General features: G+C 62.2%; 17 protein-coding genes and 3 tRNA genes. 14 read left to right on the forward strand and 6 right to left on the reverse strand.

Annotation, left to right across the window (positions count from 1 at the left end):
* Positions 1–516: 516 nt before the first annotated feature.
* The 3 genes from OEJ36_RS19800 to OEJ36_RS19810 are packed head-to-tail and all read left to right on the forward strand — an operon-like array spanning position 517 to position 1,129.
* The gene (locus OEJ36_RS19800) at positions 517–651 is read left to right on the forward strand and encodes a type II toxin-antitoxin system MqsR family toxin (protein ID WP_263403022.1); all 135 of its coding nucleotides are present in this window, start codon (positions 517–519) and stop codon (positions 649–651) included.
* On the forward strand, positions 648–905 hold the full coding sequence (locus OEJ36_RS19805; RefSeq protein ID WP_263403024.1) for a YgiT-type zinc finger protein: 258 nt from the start codon (positions 648–650) through the stop codon (positions 903–905). Before OEJ36_RS19800 ends, OEJ36_RS19805 begins: the two co-directional genes overlap by 4 nt.
* A 17-nt stretch (positions 906–922) precedes the next feature.
* Positions 923–1,129 (forward strand): type II toxin-antitoxin system MqsA family antitoxin, encoded by a 207-nt coding sequence (locus OEJ36_RS19810; protein ID WP_263403025.1) that lies wholly within the window; start codon positions 923–925, stop codon positions 1,127–1,129.
* A 375-nt stretch (positions 1,130–1,504) separates the two neighbouring features.
* Here the strand turns inward: OEJ36_RS19810 and OEJ36_RS19815 are convergent, their stop codons facing one another.
* The 3 genes from OEJ36_RS19815 to OEJ36_RS19825 all read right to left on the reverse strand — a co-directional run bounded on the left by OEJ36_RS19815 (position 1,505) and on the right by OEJ36_RS19825 (position 3,220).
* Entirely contained in the window at positions 1,505–2,176 is a 672-nt protein-coding gene (locus OEJ36_RS19815; RefSeq protein ID WP_263403027.1) for a hypothetical protein, read from the reverse strand.
* 24 nt (positions 2,177–2,200) lie between these two features.
* Positions 2,201–2,560: an energy transducer TonB gene (locus tag OEJ36_RS19820; protein WP_263403029.1), complete on the reverse strand. Its 360-nt coding sequence runs from the start codon at positions 2,558–2,560 to the stop codon at positions 2,201–2,203.
* 186 nt (positions 2,561–2,746) lie between these two features.
* A complete protein-coding gene (locus OEJ36_RS19825) occupies positions 2,747–3,220 on the reverse strand; it encodes a hypothetical protein (protein ID WP_263403030.1) in 474 nt (157 codons plus the stop codon).
* A gap of 243 nt (positions 3,221–3,463) precedes the next feature.
* Here OEJ36_RS19825 and OEJ36_RS19830 point away from each other — a divergent pair, with 243 nt between their 5' ends.
* The 7 genes from OEJ36_RS19830 to OEJ36_RS19860 all read left to right on the forward strand — a co-directional run bounded on the left by OEJ36_RS19830 (position 3,464) and on the right by OEJ36_RS19860 (position 7,758).
* Positions 3,464–3,865, forward strand: a complete 402-nt coding sequence (locus tag OEJ36_RS19830; RefSeq protein WP_263403031.1) for a hypothetical protein — start codon at positions 3,464–3,466, stop codon at positions 3,863–3,865.
* 260 nt (positions 3,866–4,125) lie between these two features.
* The gene (uvrY, locus tag OEJ36_RS19835; protein ID WP_031287554.1) at positions 4,126–4,770 is read left to right on the forward strand and encodes a UvrY/SirA/GacA family response regulator transcription factor; all 645 of its coding nucleotides are present in this window, start codon (positions 4,126–4,128) and stop codon (positions 4,768–4,770) included.
* 1 nt (position 4,771) lies between these two features.
* Entirely contained in the window at positions 4,772–6,595 is a 1,824-nt protein-coding gene (uvrC, locus tag OEJ36_RS19840; RefSeq protein WP_263403032.1) for an excinuclease ABC subunit UvrC, read from the forward strand.
* A gap of 32 nt (positions 6,596–6,627) precedes the next feature.
* Positions 6,628–7,188: a CDP-diacylglycerol--glycerol-3-phosphate 3-phosphatidyltransferase gene (gene pgsA, locus OEJ36_RS19845; RefSeq protein ID WP_021218990.1), complete on the forward strand. Its 561-nt coding sequence runs from the start codon at positions 6,628–6,630 to the stop codon at positions 7,186–7,188.
* Positions 7,189–7,256: 68 nt separating this feature from the next.
* A tRNA-Gly gene (locus OEJ36_RS19850) sits at positions 7,257–7,332 on the forward strand.
* Positions 7,333–7,375: 43 nt separating this feature from the next.
* A tRNA-Cys gene (locus OEJ36_RS19855) sits at positions 7,376–7,449 on the forward strand.
* 222 nt (positions 7,450–7,671) lie between these two features.
* Positions 7,672–7,758 (forward strand) — tRNA-Leu (locus tag OEJ36_RS19860).
* Between the two features lie 184 nt (positions 7,759–7,942).
* On the opposite strand, the gene OEJ36_RS19865 is transcribed toward OEJ36_RS19860, so the two are convergent.
* Entirely contained in the window at positions 7,943–8,254 is a 312-nt protein-coding gene (locus OEJ36_RS19865; RefSeq protein ID WP_184490247.1) for a hypothetical protein, read from the reverse strand.
* Between the two features lie 180 nt (positions 8,255–8,434).
* Positions 8,435–8,623, reverse strand: a complete 189-nt coding sequence (locus tag OEJ36_RS19870; protein WP_021222489.1) for a carbon storage regulator — start codon at positions 8,621–8,623, stop codon at positions 8,435–8,437.
* A 340-nt stretch (positions 8,624–8,963) separates the two neighbouring features.
* Between OEJ36_RS19870 and OEJ36_RS19875 the strand changes: the two genes are divergently transcribed.
* From OEJ36_RS19875 to galU, 3 genes are all read left to right on the forward strand, one after another.
* Positions 8,964–9,248, forward strand: a complete 285-nt coding sequence (locus tag OEJ36_RS19875; RefSeq protein ID WP_021222490.1) for a hypothetical protein — start codon at positions 8,964–8,966, stop codon at positions 9,246–9,248.
* A gap of 87 nt (positions 9,249–9,335) precedes the next feature.
* On the forward strand, positions 9,336–10,697 hold the full coding sequence (locus OEJ36_RS19880; RefSeq protein ID WP_263403033.1) for a UDP-glucose dehydrogenase family protein: 1,362 nt from the start codon (positions 9,336–9,338) through the stop codon (positions 10,695–10,697).
* 49 nt (positions 10,698–10,746) lie between these two features.
* Positions 10,747–11,586, forward strand: a complete 840-nt coding sequence (gene galU, locus OEJ36_RS19885) for a UTP--glucose-1-phosphate uridylyltransferase GalU (RefSeq protein WP_021222492.1) — start codon at positions 10,747–10,749, stop codon at positions 11,584–11,586.
* Between the two features lie 93 nt (positions 11,587–11,679).
* Here the strand turns inward: galU and OEJ36_RS19890 are convergent, their stop codons facing one another.
* Complete coding sequence (locus OEJ36_RS19890) at positions 11,680–12,102, reverse strand: VOC family protein (protein ID WP_263403034.1); 423 nt, start codon at positions 12,100–12,102, stop codon at positions 11,680–11,682.
* 94 nt (positions 12,103–12,196) lie between these two features.
* On the opposite strand from OEJ36_RS19890, the gene gorA reads away from it, so the two are divergent.
* Positions 12,197–13,555 (forward strand): glutathione-disulfide reductase, encoded by a 1,359-nt coding sequence (gene gorA, locus OEJ36_RS19895; protein WP_263403035.1) that lies wholly within the window; start codon positions 12,197–12,199, stop codon positions 13,553–13,555.
* Positions 13,556–13,562 lie beyond the last annotated feature (7 nt).

Consider the following 13,562-nt stretch of genomic DNA (forward strand, 5'->3'; position numbering starts at 1 on the left):
GGCACTGTCCGAGAACTGGCCAGGGAATCAACGTCGAGAAAGGGACCCTTCGGGGTCCCTTTTTTGTTGGGGTTAGAACAGGTGCAATGCCTGGTTCAGCAGGTTCACGTAATCGGGGCTGTCCTTGCTGAGTCCGATTCGCGTAATGCTTGAAAATCATCGCCCTAGACGCATGGCCCATCTGATTGGGCAACGACAACCAGCCTCGGGCCATGTCGGTCTCCCAAGTACCAGCCAGTAGAAGGCAGTCATCGTTCGCCCTTTTCCTACGTCCATCCGACAGCCAAACCAGGCTGATGAAATTACCCTTTAAGGGTGATTTTTACTGAGCCGAGGGTTGAGTGGGAAGGCGTAAGGCTCACTACGACCTAGGCGTGGTCAGGGTCGAGATGTGGCGCAGCTCGAGACGGTAGCCTTCACGCGCTCTGCATTGGATGGCGGCACGGCGTTGGGGCTGACCAGTGCGGAAAGATCGTCCAGGTCCAGGGGCTGAGCCGCCGGGTGTTCTACAGGTCGATGACCACCTATGCCGATGGTCGGCTGTGGCGGGACGTGTACCACCCCACGACGGACTGCGGAATCGAGCTGTATGTGAAGGTGACCTGCCGCCCTGAGGGGCCGCCGGTGATCTCCTTCAAGCAGCGGACATGAAGATGAAACGTGAATGCCTGTGTTTCGGTGCGCCGCAGGGCATGGCGCGCTTCGAGGGGCGCGCCCTCGAGGTGAGCTACCAGGACCTGAAGCGGGTAGTGCCCGGCCTGGCCGGGTGGGCGTGCAGCGAGTGCGACGAGGTGGAGTTCGATGCGGACAGCGCCCTGCGCTACGCGAAGGCGGGCGATGAGCTGATCGAGGACGCTCGCCAGGCGGTGGCCGAGGAGATGAAGCGCGCACGCGCAAGCGTCTGAACCGGACGCAGAAGCAGATGGTGGCGATCGCCGGCGGCGGCCACAACGCCTTCTCGCGCTACGAGCGGGCGGAGGTGGAACCGCCCCGGGCACTGTGGGTGTTGTTGACTTTGCTGGACCGCAACCCCAGCCTCATCCAGCAGGTGGAGCAGATAGCCGCGGAGGGGGCGGTGAAGTTCCACCACTTGGTGGCAGAGAAGGGCAAGGCCCGAGTGGAGTATTGAGAAAGGCGCCGTGAGGCGCCTTTTTATTGGCGCGCTGTCCCGGGCTGAAGCCCGGGCTACGATTCTGGGGCGAGGAGGATGACACTGTGGTTGGCGCGGCGTGTCTTGGTCACGTTGTACTGGCTGCGTACCCGGGGCGACAGAGAGTTACAGTACCGGCTTCTGGATCGACGTCCTGGCAGTCCGACGCGATGCGTGGCCCTGCCCAGGTCATGAGCCTTAACTCAGGTTGCGGGGGCGGGTGGTTGGCTTGGCGAGGGTGTGCGTATGTATGGGGCAGAACAAACTGGAGCCGCTACAGGCGCGACTCCGGTAGGTGAACGAGTAGGTGGGGGGGAGGTGGTGAGGTTTGGGGCCTGCATGGGCTGGCCTTCTTTACTCGTAGTGGGTCGTTGATCGCAGGCGCTCTTCCAGCAGGATCACTACGCCGGGGAAATATCTGTTGTTATGCTCGTAATGAGGCTTCCCGAGGGTCGGGAATACATAAGCCATGTGGATGGGCCTGCCTCGTTTCGTCGCGATCTCGTGCACTTTGCCGAGCCAGCCTTCCAGGTGGTCTCGCAATTGGGTGTTCTCATCCTCCAGTAGTTTCGAGGAGATCGAAGGGACTACGAATGTAACGGCGAACCGGCGGTCATAGTGGTGGGACAGTAGGTAGTTACTATCTTTCCATGCCGCGTCCATACCATCGATCACGTATTGGTAGCCACCCACTGGCTGCAGAGCCTGCTTGGCCTCGATGGCGATCTGGGTACTTTTGGAACTGACGAGCACCAGGTCCACTCGCCCTTTCCTCAGAGTGCCATGGTCGACGCCTTCGATAGCAATCTTCAGGCGCTTGGCGCTGACGTATTCTTCCAGGGCGCTCCAGCCCATTGTCCAGGCTGCACCGGCCAACGTACTCAGCGTTGCACGCTCGTTGTACCACCAGGGGTTATCGCCGGCTTGGTTGCAATAACGTTCGACTGCTGCAATCCAGCTTTTCAGAAGTGCGCGAATCTCAGGATCACTGCCTGCGACCTTTACTTTGGAGAGGGTTTCGCTCATTTGCCGTCCTTGGATGTGATTGTGCTACTTGATTTGCACCTTCGGGGATTTGGGGGAGAACTTGAAAGGCAGGACGGCAGACTGGGTGTAGCTTTTTCCGTCGCAGATCGTCGGCTGATTGAATACCAGGCCACGTGCGATCTGAAGTGCTGTCTCGTCCAGGTTAGGGTCATCCGTAGCGACGACTCTTGCCCTCTTTACCGTTGCGTCCCTATCAATCAAAACCTTGACCCTGACGACACCGACGATGTGTGGTGGATTCTTCACCTCATCGTGTCGAGTCCAGGTCGATGGATAGGTGCATGTTGCGCCTTCGGGGGGAGAGGTACTGCAACCAGCGATTGCGGAAAGGATCAAGAGGACTGCTGCTTTGGAGGTTTGCACCATTGCTCCTTATTGGTGAGCTTGTTCGAAGCAAGGAGTGAGATTGGCTCCAGCCAAGCCAGAATCATACCTGAGGTGATGCACTGCTGGCGTGGAGTCGCCCCTGCCCAGCCTGAGGGTTAAATAGGGTGATTTTTACGCTACATACATATTGAAAAAGGCGCCCTGAGGCGCCTTTTTCATGGTTCAGGGCACCACAATCAAAGCGGGGCTCGGCACGACCGCGAAGGCCTGGATGACGCAGCTGCCAAGAGGCTGATTGGGGATGGTCGTTAGCGTGTTGGCAGCGTTGGACCAAGTCGCCGTCAGCGTGCCCGGCGAGCTGGAACAGTTAATGCCCGCCGCCGAAATCTTTACTCCCGAGAGAGAGGCGTTGCTGGTGCTGGTTGCCTTCCAAGTCCAGGGTAGCCCGCTGGCAACGACTGTTTTGCATAGTGCCTGTCCCGTGAAGCTGGCGCTGGTGATCGTGGCGGTATCGTCGTTGTTCGTGTGACCCGTCAGGAGCATGTTGCAGGTGAATGCCGGCATGGATTGGGGTTTTATCACCAGTACACCCTGCGCGCTGAAGGTCGTGCTCGAGGGATTGAAGTTGGTGGCCAGTGCGTTGAGTGACAGCGCGGATAGCACGAAAAAGACGAAAGCTTTCATTTTGATGTTCATGATTCTTCCCTGCTTGCGTTTGGCTTGTTGGTGCCTGCGCATCGCTCCGGTTTGCTCTCTGAAAGAGGCCTCCGGATCGTTGCGACAGGTATTGAGAAGCTAGTTCGCGAGCGCGCGGTGGCTGCTGATCCAAAGGCGGGGGAACAGGGTGGATGGATAGCAAGGCAGCGAGGGCTGTAGGGAAAGGACTCACAGAGTGGTTCGTCCCGCACCAAAGTGCTTTACCCTGCGGAGGTGGCCGGTGTGCTGTTTCTCGAAGCCACGGCGCCCGGTGACATTGGTGCACTGGATGCGCTCGGCACGCCTGCCGCGCGCGTGCTCTCTCGCCTCACCGGTTGGCTGACACGGCGTGCCCCTGAAGATGAAATAAGCAACGAGCGCGAGACGCTGGCGCAGATTGCGGCGGCGCCTGGCTTTCCGCCGATCCCGCTGCGGGTGCTATCAGGCGCCCGGCGACCTCCTGCCTGGCTGATGTCCGCCGAAGCCGTCGCCGTGCGGGAGCTCAACCAGCTTGGGTTGTCCGCGCTTTCTCCTTATGGTCAGCGGTTGCTGGCGGCCCGCAGTGGGCATTTCCCGCAGATGTCCGAGCCTGGGCGCGTATTGCAGGTTTTGCAGCAACTCATCGAGGAGGCAGGTTCTCGCTAAGGCGAGGGCGGCGGCGCGCTTTCGGTTCGCTGGTCGCCCGATTGCAGCCATAACTTTCAGGCGGTGCTGTGATGTGCCACCTTGAGAGTGCGTCTCCCTGCCTGGTGCTCGATTGTCAGCCCCTATGGACTGTGTTTTCCTGGCGCTTGCTATTTGACGGCGATGAATCAAGCTAGGTCTTGTGAGGCTGTCTTGATAATGTATCTGCCTTTCTACAATCCAGCCGCCCAGGCGGTCTGCGATGCACTGCGAGGTGTCGCTTGATTAGGGTACTGGTGGTCGATGACCACGATCTGGTTCGTACAGGTATAACGCGCATGCTGGCCGATATAGACGGCCTGCAGGTGATCGGGCAGGCCGACAGCGGCGAAGAGGCGCTCAAGAAGGCGCGTGAGCTCAAGCCGGATGTCGTGCTCATGGACGTGAAGATGCCGGGCATCGGCGGCTTGGAGGCGACCCGCAAGCTGTTGCGCAGCCATCCGGACGTCAAGGTGGTGGCCGTTACCGTCTGCGAGGAAGACCCGTTCCCCACGCGTTTGCTGCAGGCCGGTGCTGCCGGTTACCTGACCAAGGGCGCGGCATTGGAAGAGATGGTCCAGGCCATTCGCCAGGTGTTCGGTGGGCAGCGCTACATCAGCCCGCAGATCGCTCAGCAGTTGGCGCTGAAATCCTTCCAGCCGCAAACCAGTGGCTCGCCCTTCGACCTGCTTTCCGAGCGCGAGATCCAGATCGCCCTGATGATCGCCAACTGCCAGAAGGTGCAGACCATCTCCGATAAGTTATGCCTGTCGCCCAAGACCGTGAACACCTACCGGTACCGGATCTTCGACAAGCTCTCCATTTCCAGTGACGTCGAGCTGGCCCTCCTGGCCGTGCGCCACGGCATGGTGGACGCCGTCAGCTAAGATGCCCGACATTTTCGACGCAAGTGATTTCCTTGCCGCCTGCAGCGGGCGCCCGGGTGTTTACCGGATGTTCGAAGAGGGCGGCAAGCTCCTCTATGTGGGCAAGGCCAAGAACCTCAAGAAGCGCCTTGCCAGCTACTTCCGCAAGACCGGGCTGGCGCCCAAGACCGCCGCCCTGGTGGCGAAGATCGCGCAGATTGAAACCACCATCACCGCCAACGAGACCGAGGCGCTGCTGCTCGAGCAGACCCTGATCAAGGAGTGGCGTCCGCCGTATAACATCCTGTTGCGCGACGATAAATCCTATCCCTATGTGCACCTGTCCGATGGTCCGTATCCGCGCCTGAGCATCCACCGTGGTGCGAAGAAGCGGAAGGGGCGTTATTTCGGGCCCTATCCAAGCGCCGGGGCTATTCGCGAGAGTCTCGCCTTGCTGCAGAAGGCCTTTCTCGTGCGCCAGTGTGAGGACAGCTACTTCCGCAACCGCACCAGACCCTGCCTGCAATACCAGATCAAGCGTTGCAAGGGGCCGTGCGTGGATTTGGTCGAGCCGGCCGAGTACGCCGAGGACGTGCGGCACTCGGTGATGTTCCTCGAGGGCCGCAGCAATGCGCTGGCCGAGGAACTGTCCAGCAGCATGGAGCAGGCCTCGATGCGGCTGGAGTTCGAGCGGGCCGCCGAGCTGCGCGATCAGGTCGCCATTCTGCGTCGCGTCCAGGATCAGCAGAGCATCGAGGGCGGTACCGGGGATGTGGATGTAGTCGCCGCCATCGTCAATCCCGGCGGTGCCTGTGTGCATATGATCAGCGTGCGTGGCGGGCGAGTGCTTGGCAGCAAGAACTTCTTCCCCCAGGTCGCTATCGAGGAGGAGGTGGGTGACGTACTGGTGGCCTTCATCGCCCAGTACTACCTGAGCAACATGGAGCGCGACCTGCCCCAGGAGCTCATCGTCAATACCGTGCATGAGGACTTCCCCACGCTGATCCAGGCCATCGCCGAACTGCGTGGGCGGGAGCTGAGCATCAGTCATCGGGTGCGGACCAACCGTGCCCGCTGGCAGCAGCTGGCCGTCACCAACGCCGAACAGGCCCTGGCTGCGCGCCTCGCCAATCGTCAGCACATGGCTGATAAGTTCGAAGCGCTGGCCGAGGTGCTGGACCTGGACGAGCCGCCGCAACGGCTGGAGTGCTACGACATCAGCCACTCCAGTGGTGAGGCGACCGTTGCCTCTTGCGTGGTCTTTGGGCCGGAAGGTGCGCTGAAGTCGGACTACCGCCGTTACAACATCGAAGGCGTCACCGCTGGCGACGACTACGCCGCCATGCACCAGGCGCTGACCCGCCGCTTCAGCAAGCTTAAGGAAGGTGAGGGCAAGTTGCCCGACATCCTGCTGGTCGACGGCGGCAAGGGCCAGATGGCGATGGCGCAGGAAGTGCTCCAGGAGCTGGCCGTGCCCGAGCTCATCCTCCTCGGTGTCGCCAAGGGCGTGACCCGCAAGCCCGGCTTCGAGACCCTTTACCTGAACGATGCGGCCCATGAGTTCACCTTGCCGGCGGACTCGCCCGCGCTGCACCTGATCCAGCAGATCCGCGACGAAGCCCACCGTTTCGCCATCACGGGCCATCGTGCTCGTCGTGGCAAGGCTCGGCGGACTTCCAGCCTGGAAGAGGTAGCGGGGGTGGGGCCAAAGCGTCGGCGCGAGCTGCTCAAGCACTTCGGTGGGCTGCAGGAACTGTCCCGCGCCAGCATCGAGGAAATCGCCAAGGCACCTGGTATCAGCAAAAAGCTCGCAGAGTCGATTTATGCAGCCCTGCACAGCGAGTAGAATGCCCGCTCATTTCCGGTTCAGCTGTCACGATGAATATTCCTAATCTCCTCACCGTTCTGCGCGTTCTGCTGATTCCCGTCTTCATCCTGCTCTTCTATATGCCGTTTTCCTGGAGCTACCTGGCAGCCAGTGCGGTGTTCGCTGTGGCGGCGGTGACCGACTGGTTCGATGGCTACCTGGCCCGACGCTGGGAGCAGAGCACCCCCTTCGGCGCCTTCCTCGACCCCGTGGCCGACAAGCTGATGGTCGCCGTGGCGCTGGTGCTGCTGGTGGAGGAGCATCACAACCTGTGGCTGAGCCTGCCGGCCGCCATCATCATCGGCCGCGAGATCGTCGTCTCCGCGTTGCGCGAGTGGATGGCCGAGATCGGCGCCCGCGCCCATGTGGCGGTATCCAATCTCGGTAAATGGAAGACTGCCGCGCAGATGCTGGCACTGGTGATCCTGCTGGCCAACCCGCCGCATTTCACCTTCTGGGTGCTGGTGGGCTATGTGCTGCTGATCATCGCTGCCGGCCTTACCCTGTGGTCGATGCTGCACTACCTGCTGGCCGCCTGGCCGCATCTCAGCACCGAGCCGAAAAAGAAATAAACTTTTTTGAATCAAGGGGTTGACGGGCGCTTATGAATCTATAGAATGGCGCCCGTCACCAAGACAAAGCGGGAATAGCTCAGTTGGTAGAGCACGACCTTGCCAAGGTCGGGGTCGCGAGTTCGAGTCTCGTTTCCCGCTCCAGATTGTCACGATAGACGCCGCCCCAAGCGGCGTCTTCGTTTGAGGCCGGATGGCAGAGTGGTCATGCAGCGGATTGCAAATCCGTGTACGCCGGTTCGATTCCGACTCTGGCCTCCAATACAAAGCCCCGCAGGCTCACGCCTGTGGGGCTTTTTCTTTTATGCGTTGTTCTTTGTTTGTGCGCGCAGGGTGGGGGATTTCAGGTGAGCCCGAGATCGCCGATCTGCATGGTTTCAGGTTTCCGGCGAGTATTTTCGTCGGCTTGCGTGGGGAGGAGTGGCTGTATATAGTCCTGCCCTCGCGAAAGGGAGGGCACTCTTCCCATCGCCCAGCGCTACCGCCCGAATGGCGAAATCGGTAGACGCAAGGGACTTAAAATCCCTCGCTGGTAACAGCGTGCCGGTTCGACCCCGGCTTCGGGCACCATATGAATCAAGGGCTTGCGTGCATCATGTGCGCAGGCCCTTGTCGTTTCTTGTTCCGCAATTCCAGGGTTGTTCCGCAATTCAGTGCGTCGAGGCGACGACGCGGTAGCCGGGCGCTCAGCCCTATCTGGGTATCCCGCAAGTGAAAAGCCCTGCACCTGGATGAGGCAGCAGGGCATTCAATGCTACGCAGCGCCGCGTGCTGCCTTGGCCGGCCTGTAGAGGTCTTCGAAGACGTGGCCGGGCATCCAGGTTTCGTATTGTGCGGGGGTGTCGATGTTCCGCACCACGAGGTAGCCGGCGAAGATGCGGTCGGCGCTGGGCGGGTGCTTCATGTTGTTGGATTTTGCGAGTTTCTGGTGGCGGTGGCCGTATTCGCGATTCGACAGCTCGCAGGCCCGGACTATCAGGTGGCCAGCCACTGGTGCGCCCTTGAACGCTTCGAAAATCGGCATATCACTAACCTGGATGTACGCCCGATTGAGGTCGTATGACATGGCGATGCCCTCCATGGAGTAAATGTTCAGGGAGCGTAGAAGTGACCTGGCCTCAACGCAAAGAACCTTCGATCGGCTCGACGAGCTGCGCCCTGGGCTGCGTGCAGGGGCCGGCTTGGCCGGATTACTGCAGCCGGAAAAGGGCGCACGCGCCCTCGTTCTACGGGTGAAAGGATCGGTTCAAGCTGTCAGCTTGGGGTGCGGTACGCCGGCCTGGATACGTTCGTAGACTTCCTTGCGGTGCACGGCGACGTTCTTCGGCGCGACGATGCCGAACTTCACCTGATGCCCGTGGATGCTGATCACTTCCACCGTGATGCCGCCTTCTATGACGAAGCGTTCGCCGACCGAGTTGATGAATAGCTGCATGACGGATCTCCCATAGGGTTGTCGTGGGGCACTCCGGCAGCGCTTCCGGAAATCGGCATGACTTCCCGACGGACATGGATTGCGGCTACCTGATCTCCTGACCTATCGCCTTGTTTCGAAGTTCCATCCTTCTGGATGCGTGGTTGTGTGCGTGCCTTTTCCGTACGAAGGATAGGGGCGGTTCCGCTTGTCCGATTTCCCCGCCGGTTTTGAACCCCTGCGCGGGCAGGCTGCTCAAATTTGAAATTTTTCTTGCAGTACCGGGCTCCGCGCATGTGTTGCCATGCTTTTCAGCTAGCCTGAGTGCTGCCTGAAGGAGTCAGGTTCAAGAGGTGCATGAATGGAATCCAAGGAACAGCAACTGGTTCGCCTGCTCAGTCTCACAACCCGCAGTCTCACCCACCTCACCGCCGCGATGACCGAAATGTCGTTCGAGATGATGCGCAGCGACGACCAGGCCATCAAACAGGCCGGGCAACGCATGATCGATCACCTGGCGGCCATCGGTGCCGGTCTCGATCAGCACTGGGAAACCCTCGGCACCTACGCCGGCGAGCCCGTGGTCCACGAATCCACCGAAACCCTGGTCGAGGTCGAGCTCAACCTTCCCGCCGACGGGCGCTGAGCGCCATCACGGCGCGGTCATCCCGCTGTCACCGTTCTGCCACCGGAGTCCGCTGCAATCCCTGTATCCATATAGGGAGGATGAGCCATGCAGCTTTGCGTCGTCGGTGCGGGTTACGTGGGGCTGGTGGCGGCGGCCTGTTTCGCCGAGATGGGCAATCGGGTCGTCTGCGTCGAGCGCGATCCTTGGCGCCTCGCACGCCTGCAGCGCGGCGAGCCGACGATCTACGAGCCCGGCCTGGAAGCCATGTTGAAGATGCACCTCGCCAGCGGCCAGCTGAGCTTCAGCGCGCGGTTGGAGGAGGGCGTCGACCGGGCGGAGATCATCTTCATCGCCGTCGGCACCCCCAGTGGCGAGGACGGCTCTGCCGACCTTTCCCACGTGCTGGCGGTGGCCGATCAGCTGGGCGCCATGCTCCGGCGACCCTGCCTGGTGGTGAACAAGTCCACCGTGCCGGTGGGCACGGCGGAGCGGGTGACGGATCGTATCCATATGGCGCTCGCCAGGCGTGACCTGGCATTCAGCGTGCCAGTGGCGAGCAACCCCGAGTTCCTCAAGGAAGGTTCGGCGATCGACGACTTCATGCGGCCGGACCGCATCATCATCGGCTGTGACGACCCGGCCTCCGGCGAATTGCTGCGCCGCCTCTACGCGCCGTTCTCGCGCAACCACGACCGGGTGCTGGTCATGGCCACCCGTGCCGCCGAATTCAGCAAGTACGCCGCCAATGCCTTCCTCGCCACGCGCATCTCCTTCATGAACGAGATGGCCGGCCTCTGCGCGCGCCTGGGTGTCGATGTGGAGGAGGTGCGCCGTGGCATCGGCAGTGACCGGCGCATCGGCACCCACTTCATCTATGCCGGCTGCGGCTACGGTGGCTCGTGCTTCCCCAAGGATGTGCGCGCGCTGATCCGCTGCGCCGAGCAGGAAGGCATCGAGCCCGGCATCCTGCGGGCGGTCGAGGCGCGTAACGCGCTGCAGAAGACCTTGCTGTTCCAGTCCGTGCGCGAGCACTTCAATGGTTTCGTGCGGGGGCGCACCGTTGCGCTCTGGGGCCTTGCCTTCAAGCCCGGTACCGATGACCTGCGCGAGGCGCCGAGCCTGGTGCTGCTGGATGCGCTGCTCGCTGCGGGTGCGCGCGTTCGCGCCTGTGACCCCGTGGCGGTGTCTGCGGTGGCGGCGCGCTACCCGGAGCAGCTCGCCAGCGGACAGCTACACTTGGGCGACTCGCCGTACCAGGCGGTGGAAAATGCCGACGCCCTGGTGCTGGTGACCGAGTGGAAGCAGTTCCGCCAGCCGAACTTCGAGCGGATTCGCGGTCTGATGAAAATGCCGGTCATCTTCGATGGCAGGAATCTCTATGACCCGGTGCAGCTGGCTGGAATGGGGTTTCTATATCGCGGCATCGGACGCCCAGCAGCTGGGCATTGTAAGGCGACTGCGGCCTGATTAGACTGCGCGGCAGTTTGCCCAACACCCCACCTTTTCAAGGTTAAACATGATCAAGAAATGCCTGTTCCCGGCCGCTGGTTACGGTACCCGTTTTCTGCCAGCCACCAAGGCCATGCCCAAGGAAATGCTGCCGGTGGTGAACAAGCCACTGATCCAGTACGGCGTTGAAGAGGCCCTCGACGCAGGCCTCAGCGAGATCTCCATCGTCACCGGCCGCGGCAAGCGCGCCCTGGAAGACCACTTCGACATCAGCTACGAGCTGGAGCACCAGATCAAGGGCACCGACAAGGAGAAATACCTGGTCGGCATCCGCCGCCTGATCGACCAGTGCAGCTTCTCCTACACCCGCCAGGTGGAAATGAAAGGCCTCGGCCACGCCATCCTCAGCGGCCGCCCGCTGATCGGCGACGAGCCCTTCGCCGTGGTCCTGGCGGACGACCTCTGCCTCAACCTCGAAGGCGACGGCGTGCTGACCCAGATGGTCAAGCTGTACAACCAGTTCCGCTGCTCCATCGTCGCCATCCAGGAAGTACCGCCGGAAGAGACCTCCAAGTACGGCGTGATCGCGGGCGAGATGATCCGTGACGACATCTACCGCGTGAACAGCATGGTCGAGAAACCCAAGCCGGAAGACGCCCCGTCCAACCTGGCGATCATCGGCCGCTACATCCTCACCCCGGACATCTTCAAGCTGATCGAAGAAACCGAGCCGGGCAAGGGTGGCGAGATCCAGATCACCGACGCCCTGATGAAGCAGGCCCAGGACGGTTGCGTGCTGGCGTACAAGTTCAAGGGCAAGCGTTTCGACTGCGGTGGCGCCGAAGGCTACATCGACGCGACCAACTACTGCTTCGAAAACCTCTACAAGACCGGCAAGGCCTACTGATCAGGCTCCGCCAGTCGCATCCATAAGGCCGCCTCCGGGCGGCCTTGTCGTTTCCGACATTCAGGTAGCCCGGGAATACACCGTCACCGCCGCTCAGGGAATCACCATCCCCTCCGAGCCGGGCCCCAGCGGCTGCCCGTAGCTGAACTCCACGTAGTGTCCCGCCGGGTCCCGCAGCCCGCAGTAGTAGCCCACCGGGTAGGGCTCGTCCCGTGGCGCCCACACCAGGCAGCCCTCGGCCCTGGCGCGGGCGGCTATCGCATCCACCGCCTCGCGGCTTTCCAGGGCGAAGCCGAAGTGGCTGTAGTCGTCCGGCGCCAGGTCGCGCGGGCGGCCGCCGGGCATGATGACGAAGATGAAGCGGTGCTCCTGCCCCTGCTCGGCCATCCAGACGATCTTCGAGCCCTTGCCGGCGCGTTCGTGAATCACGCGCATGCCGCAGAACGCTTCGTAGAAGCGGATGCAGGGTTCGAGGTCCGGCACGTGCAGGGCGAGGTGGGTGAGAGTAGGGCGCATGGGGTTCCTCCTTCGCTGGCTCAAGCATAGGCCTGGCAACTGGTCAGCGGCGCCCGTTCAGGTATGCTGGCCGCCTGTTTCTGGAGACCCTGCCATGGCCTACGATTTCGACCTCTTCGTCATAGGAGCCGGTTCCGCCGGCGTACGTGCCTCGCGCTTCGCCGCCGGTTTCGGTGCCCGCGTCGCGGTAGCGGAAAGCCGCTACCTGGGCGGCACCTGCGTGAACGTCGGTTGCGTGCCGAAAAAGATGCTGGTGTACGGCGCCCACTTCTCCGAAGACTTCGAGCAGGCCCAGGGCTACGGCTGGAACCTGGGCGAGGCGGGCTTCGGCTGGCCCACCCTGATCGCCAACAAGAACCGCGAAATCCAGCGCCTCAACGGTATCTACCGCAACCTGCTGGTCAACAGTGGTGTCACCCTGCTGGAGGGCCATGCGCGTCTGGTGGATGCCCACACTGTGCAGGTCGGCGAGCAGCGCTTCAGCGCCGAGCACATCCTCGTCGCCACCGGTGGCTGGCCGCAGATTCCTGATCTGCCGGGCCGCGAGCACGCCATCAGCTCCAACGAAGCCTTCTTCCTCGAAAAACTGCCCCAGCGCGTGCTGGTGGTGGGCGGCGGCTACATCGCCGTCGAGTTCGCCTCGATCTTCCACGGCCTGGGCGCCAAGACCACGCTGCTCTACCGCAAGGACCTGTTCCTGCGCGGCTTCGACGGCGCCGTGCGCACCCACCTGCGCGACGAGCTGAGCCGCAAGGGGCTCGACCTGCAGTTCAATGCCGACATCGCCCGCATCGACAAGCAGGCCGACGGCAGCCTGCTCGCCACCCTCAAGGACGGCCGCACCCTCGAGGCCGATTGCGTGTTCTACGCCACCGGCCGCCGCCCGATGCTGGACGACCTGGGCCTGGAAAATACCGGCGTCGAGCTGGACGACCGTGGCTTCATCAAGGTGGACGACGAATACCGCACCACCGAACCCTCCATCCTCGCCCTGGGCGACGTCATCGGCCGCGTGCAACTGACCCCGGTTGCGCTCGCCGAAGGCATGGCCGTCGCCCGTCGCCTGTTCAAGCCCGCCGAATACCGCCCGGTGGATTACGACCACATCCCCACCGCCGTCTTCAGCCTGCCCAATATCGGCACCGTCGGCCTCAGTGAGGAAGACGCCCGCGCGCGCGGCCACAAGGTCAAGGTCTTCGAGAGCCGCTTCCGCCCCATGAAGCTGACCCTCACCGAGAACCAGGAGCGCACCCTGATGAAGCTGGTGGTCGACGCCGAAAGCGACCGCGTGCTCGGCTGCCACATGGTCGGGCCCGAGGCGGGCGAGATCGTCCAGGGCCTGGCCGTGGCACTCAAGGCCGGCGCCACCAAGCGCATCTTCGACGAGACCATCGGCGTGCACCCCACTGCCGCCGAGGAGTTCGTCACCATGCGTACCCCTGTGGGGAATTGACGCGGAA

Origin of the sequence: Pseudomonas sp. PDM13 (genome assembly GCF_025685765.1) — a bacterium.
Taxonomy (GTDB): Bacteria; Pseudomonadota; Gammaproteobacteria; order Pseudomonadales; family Pseudomonadaceae; genus Metapseudomonas; species Metapseudomonas solani.

What these genes read in the sequence shown, in the direction of transcription:
- OEJ36_RS19800 (WP_263403022.1), top strand. Translation starts at nt 517, where the DNA reads ATGACCACCTATGCCGATGGTCGGCTGTGGCGGGACGTGTACCACCCC.
- OEJ36_RS19805 (WP_263403024.1), top strand. Translation starts at nt 648, where the DNA reads ATGAAGATGAAACGTGAATGCCTGTGTTTCGGTGCGCCGCAGGGCATG.
- OEJ36_RS19810 (WP_263403025.1), top strand. Translation starts at nt 923, where the DNA reads ATGGTGGCGATCGCCGGCGGCGGCCACAACGCCTTCTCGCGCTACGAG.
- OEJ36_RS19815 (WP_263403027.1), bottom strand. Translation starts at nt 2,176, where the DNA reads ATGAGCGAAACCCTCTCCAAAGTAAAGGTCGCAGGCAGTGATCCTGAG.
- OEJ36_RS19825 (WP_263403030.1), bottom strand. Translation starts at nt 3,220, where the DNA reads ATGAACATCAAAATGAAAGCTTTCGTCTTTTTCGTGCTATCCGCGCTG.
- uvrC (WP_263403032.1), top strand. Translation starts at nt 4,772, where the DNA reads ATGCCCGACATTTTCGACGCAAGTGATTTCCTTGCCGCCTGCAGCGGG.
- pgsA (WP_021218990.1), top strand. Translation starts at nt 6,628, where the DNA reads ATGAATATTCCTAATCTCCTCACCGTTCTGCGCGTTCTGCTGATTCCC.
- OEJ36_RS19865 (WP_184490247.1), bottom strand. Translation starts at nt 8,254, where the DNA reads ATGTCATACGACCTCAATCGGGCGTACATCCAGGTTAGTGATATGCCG.
- OEJ36_RS19870 (WP_021222489.1), bottom strand. Translation starts at nt 8,623, where the DNA reads ATGCAGCTATTCATCAACTCGGTCGGCGAACGCTTCGTCATAGAAGGC.
- OEJ36_RS19875 (WP_021222490.1), top strand. Translation starts at nt 8,964, where the DNA reads ATGGAATCCAAGGAACAGCAACTGGTTCGCCTGCTCAGTCTCACAACC.
- OEJ36_RS19880 (WP_263403033.1), top strand. Translation starts at nt 9,336, where the DNA reads ATGCAGCTTTGCGTCGTCGGTGCGGGTTACGTGGGGCTGGTGGCGGCG.
- galU (WP_021222492.1), top strand. Translation starts at nt 10,747, where the DNA reads ATGATCAAGAAATGCCTGTTCCCGGCCGCTGGTTACGGTACCCGTTTT.
- OEJ36_RS19890 (WP_263403034.1), bottom strand. Translation starts at nt 12,102, where the DNA reads ATGCGCCCTACTCTCACCCACCTCGCCCTGCACGTGCCGGACCTCGAA.
- gorA (WP_263403035.1), top strand. Translation starts at nt 12,197, where the DNA reads ATGGCCTACGATTTCGACCTCTTCGTCATAGGAGCCGGTTCCGCCGGC.